Below are 16,965 nucleotides of genomic sequence, written 5' to 3' on the forward strand. Positions count from 1 at the left end.
AGCCTTCTCCTGACTCATGATGTGAACGGATGCGCCTCCGATGCTATCGGGGCGCGGGAGGAAGACGCGCTGCCCGGGCGAGGACCGGGCCCGCCGTTTGCGCAGTCGGCCTCCACCACCGGCCGCAGCGATAGCACGTCCCGTGCTGCCTTGCGGGCCGCGTTCGTCTCGAACCATGCCTCCCCGCGTGCCAGCTCGGCCGCGATCGGCCGTAGCAGGCACGACCGCTCGGGCTCCGGCAGACGGTCGAGCCACGGCACCGCGCCCGCCGACAAACCCTCGAGGTCGCGCACGTCGACGACGCCCTCGGCCCGGTACTGCGCGACCGCGACCCGGGCGATCAGCGCGTCCGGTGACGCGGCGCCGAGCGCGAGCAGCAGCACCGCGCCGGCCAGCGCGGCGATCCGCGGCAGGTGCCGCGCCGCTCGCCGCACCGGACCGAGCACCACGATCAGCACCAGCAACACGCCCAGCCACAACTCGAACGTGGCCGCGCACAAGCGCAGCCGGGTGAGCCCGGAGTACGCGACGTACAGGCGCAGCCGGTGCAGAGCGGCCACGACGACCGCCAATGCCAGCAGACACAGCACGCCGACCAGCGCCTCGAACAGCCGCCGTCCCGGCGTCCCCCGCCGCGGTCCGTACGCCGATGCCACGGCCGTCGCCGGGCGCCTGCACCGGCTCCTTGTGGAAAGCCGCGGACTGTCCCACGGTCTGCCCCGTCGCCGGGTCCAGCACCCGAAGCCGACCGCAGTCGGTCCTGGCGACCACGATCGGACGACCGTCCGCCACCGCCGGCGCCGCCACTGAGGCCCGCCCGCCCGAGCCCGCGAGGCGGGGCCGCTTCTCCACACCACTTCCCGCCACCCGCCCCGGACCAGCCGCTCTCGGCCCCACCCGCGCCCGTCGTCCGCGCCCGTCGTCCGTGCCCGGCACCGCAGACGGCCCCTCCGTCCATCCGTCCCCAGGCGGACGCCAACTGGATTGCCTACCGCCCGCCCGCCTGCTGGGATGCCGTCATGGGTCCGGGCAGTGCGTCGGAAGGGGCTCCGATGGCCGACATGGCCGCGTTCCGTGCCGCCGTGGCCGCATGGGCGGCCGGCGCCCCCGGCGACGACGCGGCCCGCACGATCGCCGCGGGCCCGCCGATCCGGACGACGGTCCTGCTCGAAGGCCCCAGTGACGTCGCCGCGGTCGAGGCACTGGCGACGAGCCGCGGACGGGATCTGCCCGGCGACGGAATCTGCGTCCTGGCGATGGGCGGCGCGATGAGCGTCGGCCGCTTCGCCCGGTTCCTCGGCCCGAACGGGCTCGGCCTGCATCTCACCGGCCTGTGCGACGAGCGGGAACGCGACTTCTACGTCCGCGGCTGGGCCGGTGCCGGAGCCGACGACCGGGACTTCTTCGTCTGCAGGGCCGACCTCGAGGACGAGCTGATCCGCGCGCTCGGCGTCGACCGGGTGACCGAGCTGATCGCCGCGGAAGGCGACCTGCGGGCCTTGGAGACCTTCCTCCAGCAGCCCGCGCAGCGCACCCGCCCCGCCCCCCAGCAGCTCCGGCGTTTCCTCGGCACCAAGAAGGGCCGCAAGATCCACTACGGTCGCGTCCTCGCCGCCGCGCTGACCCCCGACCGGGTCCCCGCCCCGCTCGCCGGCCTGTTCGCCGTGCTCTGAGGCGCAAGACCGCCCACGGCCGCACAGGACCCGGCCGCCCGTTTTGGCGGCATCGCCACGGATCGTGTCCCGATCGCGCTAGGAGTTACGCCTTTGCGGCCGTGAAATATCCCTCCCGGGGCTTACACGGTCACCCGTTCGGGTGAGAATGGGGCCCGTGACGCATCGGACGGACTTCGTGGCCGCATCGCTGCGGCCCGCCGTTCGGGTGTTGGCCGTGGCGTTGTTCGTGCTCGCCGCCGTGACGGGCGGGGCCTTCCCCGCACACGCGGAGCGCGCCGCCACGCCGCCGCCGGTCGTGCCGTTCACCGGGCCGATCGCCTGCCCGTACCACGTCAGCGGCCCGCACGAGCCGCAAGGCGGCAGCGGAGGCTGCGGCGGCGAGGTCCGGGTGTGCCAGGTGTCCACGGTGCCGCCGCTGCCGCCGGTGGTGGACGTGCCGGACGGCTCGTTCGTGCCGCCGTGGCTGGTCGACCCGGACGGTTCCGGTCCCGCCCTCGGCGCCGCGCCCAGCGCGGTGTTCCACGACCTGCACGACCTCTGCGTCAGTCGGACCTGACCGGCTTCCCGCGCACCCCTGGCACGTCCCGGGGCGAGTGCGCGTGCCCGCAGACCACCGACACATCACGAATGACTTTCCCCGGAGGGGATCATGGCGCCGCAGTCCGGCACCTCGAAGAAGCAGAACAAGGCCGCGAAGAACGCGAAGATGGCGGCCACCCGCCAGCGGGTGGCCGAGCAGCGGGAACGCGACCGGAAGGCCGCCAAGCGGCGTTCCATCCTGATCGGCGGCACCGCGGCCGTGGTCGCGGCCGGTGTCATCGCCGGCTTGGTCGCGGTCGTGATGACGTCCGACGACGGCAAGAGCGGCAACAACCTGTCGGGCAACATCACCGCCGACGTCTCGGCGGCCCCGAACATCACCAGTCCGATCGAGGGCGTGGCGACGTACACGGCGTCGCAGGGCCACGAGCCGAACAAGAACATCACCTACAAGCAGACCCCGCCGGTCGGCGGCCAGCACGACCCGGTGTGGCAGAACTGCGGCATCTACAGCCAGCCCATCCAGGACCGCAACGGCGTCCACTCGATGGAGCACGGCGCCGTCTGGATCACCTACAACCCGTCGCTGCCCGCCGACCAGGTCGCGAAGCTGCAGACCAAGGCGCGCACCGACTTCATGCTGCTGAGCCCGCACGACGGCATGTCGTCGCCGATCACGGTCACCTCGTGGGGCTTCCAGCTCAAGGTCGACAACCCCGACGACCCACGGATCGACGCGTTCATCAAGCAGTACCGGGTCAACAAGCAGACGACGCCGGAGTACGGCGCCGCGTGCACCGGCGGGATCGGGAAGCCGGAGTGAACCGCCGGATGAAGGCGGCCGCGCTCGTCGCGACCGCGGTACTCGGCCTGCCCGCACTCGCCGCGTGCTCCTCGGACGACGGCGGCAAGAAGCCGGCCGCGACGGGCTCCCCCGTCATGCTGGGCGTGCCGAAGGCCGAGGTCGCCAACCCGCCGTCGGACACCTCCGTGGACGCGGGCTTCGCACGCGACATGAAGGTGCACCACACGCAGGCCGTGGAAATGAGCATGATCGTCCGCGACCTGACGCAGGACGAGGAGACGCGGCGGCTGGCGTACGACATCGCCATGACGCAGCAGAACCAGATCGGCCAGATGACCGGCTGGCTCGATCTGTGGGGCCTGACCCAGACGACGATGGCGCCGCCCATGCAGTGGATGAGCCAGCAGGGCATGACCGCGATGATGGGCGACCACACGATGCCGATGGGGACGCCGGGTCCGGACGACCCGCTGATGCCCGGCATGGCGACCAAGGCGGAGCTGGAAAAGCTCAAGACGCTCAAGGGCCGCGAGGCCGAGGTGATGTTCCTGCAGCTGATGATCAAGCACCACCAGGCGGGTGTGCAGATGGCGCAGGACGCCCTCGACCACGCGCAGTCGCAGGTGGCGAAGGACCTCGCCAAGACGATGGTCGTCGGCCAGAACTCGGAGATCGACCTGATGCGCCAGATGCTGGCGGCCCGCGGCGCCTGACGCGGACACCTGTCGGGGCCGGATGCGCACCGCGTATCCGGCCCCCGGCCTTTCCGGGGCTTCCGGCGGTACGGTCAGCCGATTTCGGCCGCGGCTTCGGCCGGTTCCGCGGCGGCGTCCAGCCGCCGCTGCCGCACCGCGCGCACCAGGCGCGCGGGTATGCCGACCAGCAACGGCACCGACGCCCCGAGGGCCATGCCGCAGCCCGCGACCACCAGCGGACTGTCGTGCACGAACTGGCCGGCGAGCGCGCCGAGGGTCAGCGCGTACGACATCGATATACAGGCACCCACCAGCGTGGCTGCCCGGAAGTCCCGCGGCGGGTAACCCACCCGTCCCGCAAGGATGTTGACCGCGGTCCGACCACCGGGCAGGAACCGTGCCGCCACCAACGCGGCCATCCCGCCGCGGTTGAGCGCACTCTCGGCAAGATCGAAGGCCTTCTGCCGCCGCGGCCCGAGGGTCATGTCCCCGCCCCGGCGCAGCTTGGCCCGGCCCACCGCGTACGCGCACTGGTCGCCGACGAAGGCGCCCATGGCTGCCAGCAGCAGCACGAGGGCGAGATAGCCGAAATGGTCGCGTCCGACCGCCGCGGCGGCCATGACGAGTTCGTCGCCGGGGATGATCGGGACCACGGAGTCCGCACAGACGATGAGCGGCAGTACGAACCAGAGCCAAGGCGAGAACAGTAGGCCTGTTCCGGCCGCGGTCACGGGGTGCCTCCGGTCGACCGGTTGGTGCCGGTTAGGTCGATGTCGGTGTCGGTCACCGACCGATCATCGCGCGTCGCCCCACCCACCCCGACAGCGGGTCCCGCCTCACCACTCACCCGGCTCCCCACGAGCCGATGCCCGAAACCCCAGGTGAACGCCCCTCCACCCCCGAACACCCAACGAACTGGACGCCCCGAAGCCCACGCCGCAACAGGAAGACAAGACAAGAGGACACCCACCCGCCCGCAAGCCCACCACAAAGAGCCGGCAAGGGGCGCAGCCCCAAACCCCTCAGATCCGCACTCACCCCAAAAGCGGGGGCAAGGGGCGCAGCCCCAATCCCCCTCAGATCCGCACTCACCCCAAAAGCGGGGGCAAGGGGCGCAGCCCCAATCCCCCTCAGATCCGCACTCACCGCAGAAGCGGGGGCAAGGGGCGCAGCCCCAAGAGGGGGGTGCGGGTGGGCGAAGCCCCCCGCCGCGGCGAAGCCGCCAAAAAACGACGAGGGCGACCCGGTCTGCGCTCTCCGCAGACACAGGTCGCCCAAGCCCGAGTGGGCGATACTGGTTTCGAACCAGTGACCTCTTCGGTGTGAACGAAGCGCTCTCCCGCTGAGCTAATCGCCCGGGTGCAGAAGAACCTTACCGCATCGCCGGGGTGGCCCCGCACCATCGGGCGGGGCCTCGCGGCCTAGGGCAGCGCGAGCCCGTACTTCCATACGTAGAGGCCGGCCGCGGCGGCGATCAGGATGACGCCGACGATCAGGATGATCAGGTTGCGGCGGCGGGTGCGCGGGTCGAGGGCGCGTTGGGCGGCCTTGGTGGCCTGGTCTTTCGTCCAGAGCAACGTGCGCTGCGCCCAGACGAATTCGGTGCCGAGGATGGCCAGGCCGACGAGCACGGCGGGGATGCCGGGGCCGGGGATGACCATCATGATCAGGCCCGCGACGATGACCGCGAACCCGACGATCGCGACGCCGATCTGCCATGTCAGGTGGAGCGGGCGCGAGCGTTTGACGAAGTGCGGTGCGCGCGAGCCGTGTGCCCGCGGGCGTGGCACGGCGCCGTCGGTGTTTTTGGTCTCGGCGTCGGGCGCCTCGCCGACGTTCTTGGTCGCGTCGGCGCTCTCGGCGCCTGCGGCCCCCGTGTCCATGGCCACGTGTCCCCTCGCTGTCGTGTCGCTGCCGTGCCGGTCGGTGCGTGGTTCCGCGCCGCTTCCCCCGACGACGCGCCCCGCCTGACGCTCCTTGGGCTGCTCTTGGCAACCTGCTGAGCTGCCGTTGGGCTCCGCTTGGGCGCGTGTTGGTACGGGGCGTCCACGGTACAAGGGCTCGCCGCCCGGCGCCGCCTCCGTTTTGCATCGGTTGTGCCACAGGAGGTTGCGGGTTGCGTCACGGGTGTCATGGGGCACCCGGGACGGGGCATCGGTACCGCATGCGCAACCCGTATCAGAACACCTGTTCGGCGAAGTCCGGCGGTCGCCGGAACTACGCCGTACGGCTGCGCGGGACGGGAATCCCGGGTTTCCGGGGACCGTCGCCCTTAAGGATGACCCAGAGCCGCGTATATCGGGCAACGACGTTTACGAACCGCGCGTAGGTGGGATGTTGCGAACGCCGAGTGCGAATCCCCGAGCGCACACTGAGCGAAAGGCCATGGCGCTTATGAACACCACGGTGAGCTGCGAGCTGCACCTGCGCCTCGTCGTCTCCGCGGAGTCTTCGCTTCCCGTCCCCGCGGGACTGCGCTACGACTCCTCGGACCCCTACGCAGTGCATGCCACTTTCCACACCGGTGCGGATGAGACGGTCGACTGGGTGTTCGCCCGCGATCTGCTCGCCGAAGGGCTGCGCCAGCCCGCAGGCACCGGCGATGTCCGCGTCTGGCCTTCCCGGAGCCACGGCCAGGGCATCGTGTGCATCGCGCTGAGCTCCCCCGAGGGCGAAGCGCTTCTCGAGGCCCCCGCGCGGGCCCTCGAATCCTTCCTGAAGCGCACCAACGCCGCGGTCGCGCCGGGTGCCGAACACCGGTACTTCGACCTGGACCGCGAGCTGTCGCAGATCCTCGCGGAGAGCTGACCGGGGCTCGCGCCCCTCGTCGGCCGCGCAGCGGAGCCGACCGGCCCCCCACTCGGGGAAGAGGGCCCGGTCGGCTCCGTCGTCTCTGGAGGCGTTCCGGAGGCCTCCGGGGCCGGACGGACGGACGCCGGCACGTCGTGGACGTGCCGGCGTCCGCATTTCTTGGAACTGCCGTCTTTTGGGTTCCCCTTGGGTTCGACTTGTTCCGGACCTGATTGCGGTTGACTGATCGGGGCCCGCGCCGACTTTCCCGGTATTTGCGCATACCTATTCGCGGGAGCGCATCCCGGGCTTTGCGGAACGCGTGCCGGGGTCGGGCGAGTTCGCCGGAGAAGGCGGACGGGGCGGTCTCGGGATGCGGACGAGCGCGTATCAGCGGACAATACGGCCGCAGGGCAGATGCCCGATATGCACTAACCCACGCGCATTATCCGGTTGCCCGCCGGTCAGATTCCGCGACGCTTGAGGATCTCTTCGATCTCCGCGAACTCGTTGCCCAGGCCGGTGTCGTCACGCCCCCGGCGCGGTTGCTTCTGCTTGGCGGGCTTGGGCTGCCGGCCGGCCGCCGCCTGGCCGCCGGACTGCTGCGCCTGCGCTTGCCCCGTGGGCAGCGAACGCCCGGCACCGCCGGTCAGGCCCGCCAGCCCGGCCCAGTCGGTGTCGCCGCCGGCCCGCGCCTCCGGACGGGACTCCCCCGCACCCCCGCGCCGCGCGCCGACCATGCGCACGACCAGCAGGATCGACACCCCGACGGCCAGAATGGCGACCCCGGCCCAGGCCTGGATGCCGAACGCGAGGTTCGTCGCCCAGTCGGTCAGCGCGCTGCCGACCCGGCGGCCGAGCGTCGCCAGCCCGGTCAGGTACATGCCGATCGGGAGCAAGCCGATCCCGACCCACCGCGCCGCCTTGAGGTACCCGCCCCGCTGCGCCGACCGCACCGCCCACACGAAGCAGAGCCCGGTCAATGCCGCGCACACCGCCCCCGTCACCACGCCCGCGCCGGACATGTCGCGCTCCCTCCGCATTGGAACAACTCCCATAGTGCCTTGCGGGCCGCGCTGCGGTGGCGGTCGACGGGGTGGGGCGGGGACGGCCGAGGGTCGCCGTCGGTGCTGGGAGACTGGGCGGATGACTGGTCGTGTGGTGTCGCGGATCGACGTGTGGTGTGAGTTGCAGTGTCCGGATTGCCGGACCGCGCTGGGTGACCTGGCCTTGCTGCGGGACCGCTTCGGGGACGAACTCGTCGTCGAGCTGCGGCATTTCCCGCTGGAGAAGCACAAGCACGCGCACATCGCCGCACAGGCCGCGGAGGAGGCCCGGGCGCAGGGCGCGCTGTGGCCGTACGTCGAAGCCGTGCTGGCGCGTGTGGAGGACCTGGCGAAGGCGAAGGGGGCCGCTGCCGAGCGCCTGCTGGTGGAGATCGCGCGGTCGGTGGGCCTGGATGCCGACGAGCTGGAGTTGGCGCTGATCGACGGGCGGCACATTTTCCAGGTGGACGCCGACGAGGCGGAGGGTGCGGCGATCGGCGTGAAGGGGACGCCGACGTACGAGGTCGCGGGCCGGCTGCTCGACGGCAGCAAGGACCAGACGGGGCTGCGGGAGAAGATCGAGGAGCTGCTGGCGGCGGCCGGACAGGGCGCCTGAGCACGGAGCAAACGGCCGCGCCCGCGGCCGGACACGTCACGCGGCGCCTGTCAGGCGAAGCGCCGGTTCACAGGATGGCCTTGCCGAGCTGGCGGCTCTGTGTCCGGTAGCCCAGCGCGGCGGCGAGGTGGCGGGGGCCGGGTGCGGGGCCGAGGAGTTCGAGGCCGAGTTCGCCGAGGCCGGCGCGGTAGGCGAGGTGCTCGGCGGTGCGCAGGAGGAGGCGGCCGTGGCCGCGGCCTTGGGCTTCCGGGGCGACGTCGAGGGCACGGATCTCGGCGCGGCCGGGTATGCCGGGCGAGGGGGCGGCCCACAGGGTGCCGAGGAGGCTGCCGCCGGAGTCGGTCAGGGCGTAGGCGGGCATTCCGGTGTCCGCCGGTCCCCCTGCCGGTGGTTCCTCGCTGCCCAGGCGGGCTGCGGTACGGAGGTCGGCGTGTCGGGGCTGCCAGCCGGCGGCGGTGAGGTCGGCGGTGTAGCGGGCGCGGGCGCCGGCGGTGTAGGCGGCGTGTTCATCGGCGCTCATCGGGGCGAGGGTGAGGCCGGGCGGCGGTTTGGGGAGGGTGCGGGCGGCGCCGAGGCCGCCGCGGACGCGGGCCAGGAGGTAGCGGCTGTCGAAGACGTAGCCGAGGGTGGCGGCGAGACGTAGGCCGGCGAGGTTGCCTTCGGGGACTTCGACGGCGACGCGTCCGCAGCCGCGGCCGCGGAGTATCTCCTCGGCGGCGAGCAGCGCGACGCAGGCGTGGCCGCGGCGGCGGCGCGAGGCGAGGATCTCGACGTGGTCGATCCAGCCCGTGCCGGGGCCCCAGGTGCCGTAGGTGGCGAGGTGGAGGCGGCCGATGGGGCGGCCGTTGGCGCAGACCGCGTACCAGTCGCCGGGGTCCGGGTCGGCGTGGTGGGCCGGGGGTGCGGGCCGGAGCGTCGTGGTCACCTGGGCATCCTCCGATCCGGCGGGGCGGCGTGCCCGGCGACGTTGCCACGTCGGGCTCGACGGCGCGGCCGCGCGGGGCGGCGACGCCGTCGAGGTGGTGCTGCCCCGGGGCGGCGGGTGTCAACCGGGGCGGTGCGGCGGCCGGAGGTCCGGCGAACGTCAGGGGTCGATGTCGTCGGCTGCGCGGGCGGCGAAGGCTGCCATCGCGGCGCGGGTCAACGGTCCTGGGGTGCCGGGGAGTTCGCGGTCGTCGACGCGGTCGACGGGTTGGATGTCGCGGAGCGAAGAGGTGATGAACACCTCGTCGGCGTCGGCGAGGACGGCGAACGGCAGGTCGGCTTCTTCCGCGTCGGTCCATTCCAGGACGAGGGCGCGGGTGATGCCGCCGAGGCAGCCGGCCGCGAGGGGCGGGGTGAGGAGCTTGCCGCCGATGCCGACGAAGACGTTCGAGCCGGTGCCCTCGCAGAGGTTGCCGGCGGTGTTCGCGAAGACCGCTTCGGAGGCGCCGCGGCGGGTGGCGTGCGCGAGCATGACGACGTTGTCGGCGTAGCTGGTGGTCTTGAGGCCCGCCGTGGGCGCGTTCTCGTTGCGCGTCCACGGGACGGTGGCGATGGCGGCGCGGTCGGCCGGGGGCCGGGACGGGCCGACGGCGACCACGAGGGTCGCGGGGGCGCCGCCGCGGTCGGAGCCGAGGGGGGCCGCGCCGCCGGTGTAGGTGACGCGCACGCGGGCGCCGCCGTCCGTCGGGTTCGCGGCGAGGACCTGCTCGCATGCGTCGCGGACGAGGTCGTGGTCCGGGTCGGGCAGGCCGAGGCCGCGGGCGGACCGGGTGAGGCGGTCGAGGTGGCGGGTGAGCGCGAAGGCTTGGCCGTCGACGGTCTTCATCGTCTCGAAGACGCCGTCGCCCACGGTGAACCCGTGGTCGACGACGGAGACGGTGGCATCTTCCGGGTGGACGAGGCCGCCGCCGGTGCTGTCGCCGAGCCAGATCTTCATGCGGGTCCTCGGTCTCCTTCGGGTCGTGCGGTGCGCGGGGCTTCCGGGGCCCGGCCGGGGCCGTCGTCGCCCGCGGCGACGGACAGCAGGTGCCAGGCCTTGAGTTCGGTTTCGTCCCATTCGCCTTGCGGGTCGGAGCCGTAGGTGATTCCGGCGCCGGTGCCGAAGCATAGGCGGCCCTCGGCGTCGATGGAGAAGGTGCGGATGCCGACGGCCAGCTCGCCTTCGCGGCGGTCCGCGTCGACCCAGCCGACGGCGCCGCAGTAGGGGCCGCGCGGGACGGGCTCCAGTTCGGCGATGATGCGCAGCGCACTCGATTTCGGAGCGCCGCTGACCGATCCGGGCGGGAATGTCGCGGCGAACAGCTCGGGCCATCCGGCGCCGTCGGCGAGACGGCCTTCGACGAGGGAGACGAGGTGCACCAGCCCGGGGTGCTTCTCGACGATGCACAGGTCGGGGACGGTGACGGTGCCGGTCGCGCTGGTGCGACTCAGGTCGTTGCGCACCAGGTCGACGATCATGATGTTCTCCGCGTAGTCCTTGGGCAGTAGGTCGGCTTCGGTCCGGCCGGTGCCCTTGATCGGCCCGGACTCGATCCGGTCGCCGCGCCGGCGCAGGAACAATTCGGGTGAGGCGCAGGCGACGTGGATGCCGTGTCCGGGCAGGCGTATGACGCCGCCGTACGGTGCCGGGTTGCCGCGGGCGAGGCGGGCGGCGAGGCCGGTGATGTCGGCACGTGCCGGATCGGGCAGCGGAGCGGTGAGCATGCGGCACAGGTTGGCCTGGTAGACCTCGCCCTGCTCGATGGAGCCGCGGATGCGGCGGACGCCCTCGCGGTAGGCGTCGGCGTCCAGCGAACTGGTCCACGCGTCGGGCGCGGGGCCGTGCCACGGGGCGGGGGGCAGCGGGCCTTCGCGGACGTCGTCGAACCGGGCGCACACGAGGCCGCCTTCGAAATCCGCGACGACCGCCCAGAATCCGTGCGAGTCGAGAGCGGCCGGGTCGTCGGTGACGTCGCGCAGCCCGGTCGCCAGGCGGCCGCCCAAGTGGGCGAGCGCGGGAAGGTCGTTGGTTTTCACGGGACCCACGGAAATCGTCGGGGCGGGATGCGGGGCGGACACCTATTGTATGGATGATCCCGACTCCTCACGGTGCGGGACCGCTGCTGCACATGCCGTCCGGACATCGTGATCTGGTCACCCGTTCCGGCGAAGACCGGCACACGGCATGATGCGGTGTCGGGGGGCGAGGAGATGCTTGTGCGCCCGCGGTGGTGGGCGGGACGGACGGCCGGGGCGGACTCCGCGAACGGACGGCCGGAAGCCCTTCCACCGCCAGGCCTGTGGCCTGATTCCCACGCAGTGCCAACCGACTGGCTGTTCGCCATCGACGTCACCGAAGGGTTCCATTCGTGCTCTGTCCCGCTTGCGGCACCTGGTCCACCCAGGCCGACCGCTGCTCGCACTGCGGCGCCGCACCGGCCGCGCCGCCGGCTCCTGTTCCGCCGGCCGGCGCCGCGACTTCCCAGCCTGCCGCGGCGCCCGCGCCGTACGGGCAGCCGTCGCCCGGACAGGCCCTGCCGAATCCTTACGGCGCCGCACCGGGCGCCCCGTCCGCGCCGCCCATGCCACCCGGGTACGCGGCGCCGGGGCAGCCGCCTGGGCAGCCGATGATGCCGCCGGCGATGCCGGGGCAAGCGCTATACCCGTACCCCGGGCAGATGCCGGCCCCGGTGGGGGCGCCCATGGGTGCGCCGATGACCGGGCAAATGCCGATGCCGGGGCAGATGCCGATGTACGGCGCACAGCAGCCGTACGGACAGGCCCCGTTCGCGCCCCCGGCCGTGCCGGGCTACGCGGCGCCGGGCTACGGAGGTGCGTACCCGCAGGTGGCCGGGGCCTACCCCGGTGCTCCGGCCTTCCCGGGCTGGCGCCCGCCGCAGCCGTTCAAGCCGCTGCGCGGCCTCGCGACGGCCGTGTACGCCCTGTTCGCGGTGACCGCGATCGGCGCCGTGGTGACGCTGATCGCCTACGTCATGCGCGCGTCGCTGCTGAACGACCTGATCGACGACCCGAGTTCGGTGTCGGTGAGCGAGGCCAACAACGCGGACGACTTCGTCACGGCCGCGGGCGGGCTGACCGGCACGGTGGCCCTCGCCGCCGGCGTGGTGTTCGTCATCTGGTTCTACCGGGCGCGCTGCAACGTCGACCTGTTCGGCCCGTCGCGCCAGCGGCTGGCGCGCGGGTGGGCGATCGGCGGCTGGTTCTGCCCCGTGGTGTGGTGGTGGTTCCCGAAGCTGATCGCGCACGACGTGTGGAAGGCGAGCGACCCGCAGGCGGCGGAACGCGGCGGCGCGACGCCGGGGCGGAAGCCGCTGCTCTGGGTGTGGTGGGTGCTGTGCCTGCTCGGGTCCGGCGCGACGATCGGGACGCTGTTCCTGTACCCGAACCAGGACGACATCACGGTCGACGACGCCTCCGACCTGCGGACGGCCGACTACGTGTCGGGCGGCACGCAGATCCTGATGGTGCTCGCGGCGGTGGCCACGATTCTCGTGGTGCGCAAGATCACGACGTTCCAGCACGCCCGCGAGGCGGCCGCGTTCGCCGCGATGGGGCTCACGACCGACCCGGCGGCGGCCTGGGCGGGCGCCGCGCAGGTGCCGGCTCCGGCGGGGGCGCCCGCGGTGGAGACGGCCGCGGAGGCGGGCCCGGTCGCCGGCGCGACCGCGCAGACCGCACCGCCGATGCCGACGGCGGCTCCGACGGTGACGGCCGAGGCCGCGGAGGCGGCTGCGGAGTCGGCTGCCGAGGCCGGTGCCGGCGCGGCAGCACTGTCGCTGACCAAGGACGACACCGCGGCGGACGCCGGCGATTCGGCGCCGGAGGCGGCCGCGGCGACGACCGTACTGCCCGCGGCCGGACTCGACGCCGAGACGGACGAGTCCGCCGCACCTGCGGCAGCAGTCCCGAGCACGGACATCAAGCAGACGGACGCCGAGGGGACCGACGCCGAGGAGGCAGTCACCCCGGCGGCCGCGACCACGGTGCTGCCTGCCACCCCGGCCGAGGAGCCCGCCCCGTTCGCCGCACCCGCGAAGGCGGAGATCGGCACGGACGCCGAGGAAGCCGCCGCCGCCCCGGCCGCGGCGGAGACCACGGTCCTCCCGGCCGCACCGGCCGACGCCACCCCGGTTGACGCCACCCCGGTTGACGCCGCATCGGCCGGACCCGCGGATGCCGCGCTCGGCACGGACGCGGAGGAGGCCGCGGCTGCCCCGGCCGCCGCCGAGACCACAGTTCTGCCCGCTGCCCCGGTCGACGCCGCACCGGCTGCGGACGCACCCGCCGACGCGGCGACCACGGTGGTTCCGGCCGCCGCCGCGACACCGGCCGAGGACACGGCCGACGAGGCCCCCGCCGCCGCCCCGACGACGGTCCTGCCCGCCGTGGACACCGCGTCCGCGAACGGCACCTCGACGGCCCCGGCCGCCGACTCGGCCGACGGCGCCACCCCGGCCCGCCCCGCCGACGCCGGAACCGAGGCCCCGTCGGAAGGCCGACGCTCCTGACCGCACGCCGCTGAACCACCCCCAGGTCCCCTGGGACACACGGCCCGGCTGCCGATGACGGCAGCCGGGCTTGGTGTTTCTCGGAAACGGGCGCCGAGCGGATCCGCCCCCCAAGTGGGTGCCGCGCGAGGTGACGGAGGCCGAAGATCGTGCCCGGCCCGCGGACGGCAACCGCAAGGGCGGGAGTGGCCGGTTTGCCGTCCCCGTGCGGCTTGGGAGATGGAGGCATGTGCTGCCGGGTGCACGGATCCGGCGGCGGACGGTCTGGCGCTACACCTCGTGTGGGACGCCGCCCACAGCTGAGCAACCTCCTCGACGACACCCCGGCCCGTCCTGACGCACTCCGCTGCGCCGCCGCACCTGCGCGTCCCCCGTCGGCCGGACGGGGAGGCGATCCGCCCGACGTCAACCAGGACTTCCCGGCGTAGTCGCGGGGCGCGAGGTACCCGCCGTGACCGAGTCCGGGTGGGTGGATGACCCGGAGTGAGCGCGGGACGATGGCCGACCGCGCAGCTCGAAGGCAGCGCCGGGTTGCAGGTAAGTGGCTGCGTGGGGCAAGCAAGCCTGCGGCCGCCCGGTGGCCGGGTCGACGGCTGACCGCTGACCGCTGACCGCTGACCGCTGACGAGCATGGAGTGGGCCGCTACCGGGGCCTGCGACGCCGCGCGCTGCCGGGAACCGTGACCGAACGGGCGTCGCCGCCGAGCGGTTGCCGCGACGGGTCACGTGCGCCGGCCGGCGTCGACGTGGCCGCCGGTTCGACTCGCGAAAGCCCGCGCCGACTGCCCCGCGTCTCCCGCGGCACCGCCTCACCGCACAGCGGGCGGTCGGCCGTGGCCGGGCAGCCCGCCCCCGTCACGCAGCCGGAGCCGGGACACATCACGCACGCTCGCCGGGAACAGACCAGGGGACCGAAGCAGGGCATCCGGTGCGGAGCGGGCGTGACGTCACCGACGACCCCCCTTCCCTCGTGCCTCGGCAGCGCCCCTGCCCGTCTGCCCCCGCCTGCCCCCTCCCTGCCCCGTGACCTGCGCATTCGCCCCCCGCACGCCCTTCACCCCGGCAGGGTGGACATTTCGCCCAGGGGACCCGGGTCGGGGAAACGGAATTTGTCCTGGCGTGGGTTTCCGCTAAAGTTCATCACGTCGCCGGGACACGGAAACGCGAAACGGTCGGCACGCGGACGTGGCTCAGTTGGTAGAGCATCACCTTGCCAAGGTGAGGGTCGCGAGTTCGAATCTCGTCGTCCGCTCGGAAGAAGCACAGGGATCGGCAACGGTCCCAAGCTTGGTGGAGTGGCCGAGAGGCGAGGCAACGGCCTGCAAAGCCGTCTACACGGGTTCAAATCCCGTCTCCACCTCTGGAGTGAGTTCCGGTCCGCCGGAACGATCTTCCCCGCGCGATTAGCTCAGCGGGAGAGCACCACACTGACACTGTGGGGGTCACTGGTTCAATCCCAGTATCGCGCACCACCCGATCGGTCGGGCCGCTTTCGGAGCCATCCGGGGCGGCCCTGATCATGAGGGGTGCAGCACCGTAGTAGGATCACCGTGGATCGCAAGATCCGTCCCGCGCGATTAGCTCAGCGGGAGAGCACCACACTGACACTGTGGGGGTCACTGGTTCAATCCCAGTATCGCGCACCGCAGTTGCACGACGCGCAAGGGCCGCCGGAGGGAACTCCGTCGGCCCTTCTTCGTGTTGGCTTTTGGATAGCATGACGTGCCCGGCGACCGGGCACCGCCGGGAGCTTCCTCGACCGACAGGCCTGCCCCTATGACCTTCCTGAGCCGACGGCGTGCCGGCGACCGGGGGGCGATCGCCCCCGAGCCGCGGCCGGGCGACCGCCGGGCCATGGTCGCGGCGTACGCCGCGGTGCTGGCGATCGCGGTGATCGATGCCCTGGTGGATCCGGCGATTCCCGGCGCGGTGTCGCTCGGCCTGATCGCGCCGGCCGCGGCGGGTGTGTGCAGTCGGCGGCAGGTGGCCGGGCTCGCGGTGGTGTCGACGTTGACCGCGGCGCTGTTGGTGACGTGGTGTGAATCCACCACGGTCACGTCGAAGTTCATCCACGTGACGGTGGTCGCCTCGCTCGGTCTGGTGGCGCTCGGGGTGACGTCGACCCGGCTGCGGCGTGAGGCGCAGTTGCGGCATGCCCGTTCGGTCGCGATGACGTTGCAGAGTGCGGTGTTGGAGCCGGTGCCGCCGCGGCTGCCGGGGCTCGACCTGGCGAGCCTGTATATGGCGGCGGAGGCCGAGACGCTGGTCGGCGGCGACTTCTACGCGGTGGTGGACGGGCCGCACGGCATCCGGATGCTCATAGGAGACGTGCGCGGCAAAGGCCTTCCCGCGGTGCACACGGCGGCGGCGCTGATGGCGGCGTTCCGGGAAGCGGCGTATTACGAGAAGGATTTGACGGAGGTCGCGAGCCGATTGGAGGGGCGCATCCACCGGTTGGCGGCGGAGCGCACCGGGCCCGCGGGCGAGCGGTTCGCGACGGCGCTGCTGATGGCGTTCGACGAGACGGACACGCTGCGGCTGGTCACGTGCGGGCACACCGCGCCGATCCTGCTGCGTGAGGGCACCGCGACCGAGCTGGAACTCCCGGACATCGCCCCGCCGCTGGGCTTGTCCACGCTGTATCCGGGCGGGGTCCGGTACGTGGAGCACACGGTCGCGTTCGGTCCCGGCGACACGCTGGTGGCGACGACCGACGGCATCAGCGAAGCACGCGACGCGGAGGGCCGGTTCTACCCCGCCGCGGCTCGGCTCGCCGGGTGGAGCAGGGCGTGGCCGCAGCACATCGTGCTGCACCTGTACAGCGATCTGCGCGGCCACACGGGCGGCCCGTTGCAGGACGACGCGGCGGCCCTGGTGCTGCAGCGTCCGCGGAAGGAGCGGTCGGCGGGGGGTCGGCGGCGGGTGCCGCATTTGATCTGACCGGTCGGCCGCGGACCGGAGTTGCAGCGGCCGCGGCGGTGTGTTGTCAGATCTCTTTCACGTGGCGGCAACATGCCGCGACGGTCGCGGAAACAGCGCCGCCCTCTACTGGGTGGCGACCCGCCGGGACGGCGGGGCGCGGCTAGGGTTCCGCCGCCGGGTGCCGAAACGGCGCGCGGCGGGGCTGGTCCGAGAGCCGCAGGCGGGGCCGACGCCCCGTTCCACGGCGGGAGAAAAGCCCGGGAGGCCAGGTCGATCCGGTGTGTCCGGATCCCGGTCCCGGGAGCTGCCCGTGCCGTGTTCGCTTCTTCGTTCCTCCGGTGCCCAGGGCGCCCGGGTCCCGTGGCGGTGTCGCCCGGGGCCGG

Annotated in this window: 15 protein-coding genes and 5 tRNA genes; 12 read left to right on the forward strand and 8 right to left on the reverse strand. The window is 72.9% G+C overall.

Annotated features, from left to right (window positions below):
- Positions 1 to 14 precede the first annotated feature (14 nt).
- Complete coding sequence (locus ACPA54_RS27335; RefSeq protein WP_423534044.1) at positions 15 to 656, reverse strand: DUF4153 domain-containing protein; 642 nt, start codon at positions 654 to 656, stop codon at positions 15 to 17.
- A 396-nt stretch (positions 657 to 1,052) separates the two neighbouring features.
- Here ACPA54_RS27335 and ACPA54_RS27340 point away from each other — a divergent pair, with 396 nt between their 5' ends.
- The 4 genes from ACPA54_RS27340 (at position 1,053) to ACPA54_RS27355 (ending at position 3,734) form a co-directional block, all read left to right on the forward strand.
- Positions 1,053 to 1,673 carry a TOPRIM nucleotidyl transferase/hydrolase domain-containing protein gene (locus tag ACPA54_RS27340; RefSeq protein ID WP_423534045.1) on the forward strand — a complete coding sequence of 207 codons (621 nt, stop codon included), beginning with the start codon at positions 1,053 to 1,055 and terminating at the stop codon, positions 1,671 to 1,673.
- 157 nt (positions 1,674 to 1,830) lie between these two features.
- Positions 1,831 to 2,232 (forward strand): hypothetical protein, encoded by a 402-nt coding sequence (locus ACPA54_RS27345; protein ID WP_423534046.1) that lies wholly within the window; start codon positions 1,831 to 1,833, stop codon positions 2,230 to 2,232.
- A 93-nt stretch (positions 2,233 to 2,325) separates the two neighbouring features.
- A complete protein-coding gene (locus tag ACPA54_RS27350) occupies positions 2,326 to 3,039 on the forward strand; it encodes a DUF3105 domain-containing protein (protein WP_423534047.1) in 714 nt (237 codons plus the stop codon).
- An 8-nt stretch (positions 3,040 to 3,047) separates the two neighbouring features.
- Positions 3,048 to 3,734: a DUF305 domain-containing protein gene (locus tag ACPA54_RS27355; protein ID WP_423534105.1), complete on the forward strand. Its 687-nt coding sequence runs from the start codon at positions 3,048 to 3,050 to the stop codon at positions 3,732 to 3,734.
- Positions 3,735 to 3,808: 74 nt separating this feature from the next.
- Here the strand turns inward: ACPA54_RS27355 and ACPA54_RS27360 are convergent, their stop codons facing one another.
- The 3 genes from ACPA54_RS27360 to ACPA54_RS27370 all read right to left on the reverse strand — a co-directional run bounded on the left by ACPA54_RS27360 (position 3,809) and on the right by ACPA54_RS27370 (position 5,599).
- Positions 3,809 to 4,447 (reverse strand): DedA family protein, encoded by a 639-nt coding sequence (locus ACPA54_RS27360; RefSeq protein WP_423534048.1) that lies wholly within the window; start codon positions 4,445 to 4,447, stop codon positions 3,809 to 3,811.
- 554 nt (positions 4,448 to 5,001) lie between these two features.
- Positions 5,002 to 5,073, reverse strand: a tRNA-Val gene (locus ACPA54_RS27365).
- 64 nt (positions 5,074 to 5,137) lie between these two features.
- Entirely contained in the window at positions 5,138 to 5,599 is a 462-nt protein-coding gene (locus ACPA54_RS27370) for a TIGR02611 family protein (RefSeq protein WP_423534049.1), read from the reverse strand.
- Between the two features lie 511 nt (positions 5,600 to 6,110).
- Between ACPA54_RS27370 and ACPA54_RS27375 the strand changes: the two genes are divergently transcribed.
- Positions 6,111 to 6,524, forward strand: coding sequence for an SsgA family sporulation/cell division regulator (locus tag ACPA54_RS27375; protein ID WP_345680424.1), 414 nt, complete (start codon positions 6,111 to 6,113; stop codon positions 6,522 to 6,524).
- Positions 6,525 to 6,970: 446 nt separating this feature from the next.
- On the opposite strand, the gene ACPA54_RS27380 is transcribed toward ACPA54_RS27375, so the two are convergent.
- Positions 6,971 to 7,531: a hypothetical protein gene (locus ACPA54_RS27380; protein WP_345680376.1), complete on the reverse strand. Its 561-nt coding sequence runs from the start codon at positions 7,529 to 7,531 to the stop codon at positions 6,971 to 6,973.
- A 121-nt stretch (positions 7,532 to 7,652) separates the two neighbouring features.
- Here ACPA54_RS27380 and ACPA54_RS27385 point away from each other — a divergent pair, with 121 nt between their 5' ends.
- Positions 7,653 to 8,168 carry a DsbA family protein gene (locus ACPA54_RS27385; RefSeq protein ID WP_423534050.1) on the forward strand — a complete coding sequence of 172 codons (516 nt, stop codon included), beginning with the start codon at positions 7,653 to 7,655 and terminating at the stop codon, positions 8,166 to 8,168.
- A gap of 67 nt (positions 8,169 to 8,235) precedes the next feature.
- Here ACPA54_RS27385 and ACPA54_RS27390 read toward each other — a convergent pair whose 3' ends face one another.
- The 3 genes from ACPA54_RS27390 to ACPA54_RS27400 form a co-directional block, all read right to left on the reverse strand.
- Positions 8,236 to 9,093, reverse strand: coding sequence for a GNAT family N-acetyltransferase (locus ACPA54_RS27390; protein WP_423534051.1), 858 nt, complete (start codon positions 9,091 to 9,093; stop codon positions 8,236 to 8,238).
- Positions 9,094 to 9,252: 159 nt separating this feature from the next.
- Positions 9,253 to 10,089 carry an aminotransferase class IV gene (locus ACPA54_RS27395; protein WP_423534052.1) on the reverse strand — a complete coding sequence of 279 codons (837 nt, stop codon included), beginning with the start codon at positions 10,087 to 10,089 and terminating at the stop codon, positions 9,253 to 9,255.
- Positions 10,086 to 11,168, reverse strand: coding sequence for a chorismate-binding protein (locus tag ACPA54_RS27400; RefSeq protein ID WP_423534053.1), 1,083 nt, complete (start codon positions 11,166 to 11,168; stop codon positions 10,086 to 10,088). The genes ACPA54_RS27395 and ACPA54_RS27400 overlap by 4 nt, the downstream gene beginning before the upstream one ends.
- Positions 11,169 to 11,845: 677 nt before the next feature.
- On the opposite strand from ACPA54_RS27400, the gene ACPA54_RS27405 reads away from it, so the two are divergent.
- The 6 genes from ACPA54_RS27405 to ACPA54_RS27430 all read left to right on the forward strand — a co-directional run bounded on the left by ACPA54_RS27405 (position 11,846) and on the right by ACPA54_RS27430 (position 16,600).
- Positions 11,846 to 13,660, forward strand: a complete 1,815-nt coding sequence (locus ACPA54_RS27405; RefSeq protein WP_423534054.1) for a DUF4328 domain-containing protein — start codon at positions 11,846 to 11,848, stop codon at positions 13,658 to 13,660.
- Positions 13,661 to 14,839: 1,179 nt separating this feature from the next.
- Positions 14,840 to 14,912, forward strand: a tRNA-Gly gene (locus tag ACPA54_RS27410).
- Between the two features lie 37 nt (positions 14,913 to 14,949).
- Positions 14,950 to 15,020: transfer RNA gene (locus ACPA54_RS27415), tRNA-Cys, on the forward strand.
- A 37-nt stretch (positions 15,021 to 15,057) separates the two neighbouring features.
- Positions 15,058 to 15,132, forward strand: a tRNA-Val gene (locus tag ACPA54_RS27420).
- Between the two features lie 99 nt (positions 15,133 to 15,231).
- Positions 15,232 to 15,303 (forward strand) — tRNA-Val (locus ACPA54_RS27425).
- Positions 15,304 to 15,436: 133 nt separating this feature from the next.
- On the forward strand, positions 15,437 to 16,600 hold the full coding sequence (locus tag ACPA54_RS27430; RefSeq protein ID WP_423534055.1) for a PP2C family protein-serine/threonine phosphatase: 1,164 nt from the start codon (positions 15,437 to 15,439) through the stop codon (positions 16,598 to 16,600).
- The last annotated feature ends 365 nt before the right edge of the window (positions 16,601 to 16,965 follow it).

This window comes from Uniformispora flossi, assembly GCF_049534875.1.
Classification (GTDB): Bacteria; Actinomycetota; Actinomycetes; order Streptomycetales; family Streptomycetaceae; genus Yinghuangia; species Yinghuangia aomiensis.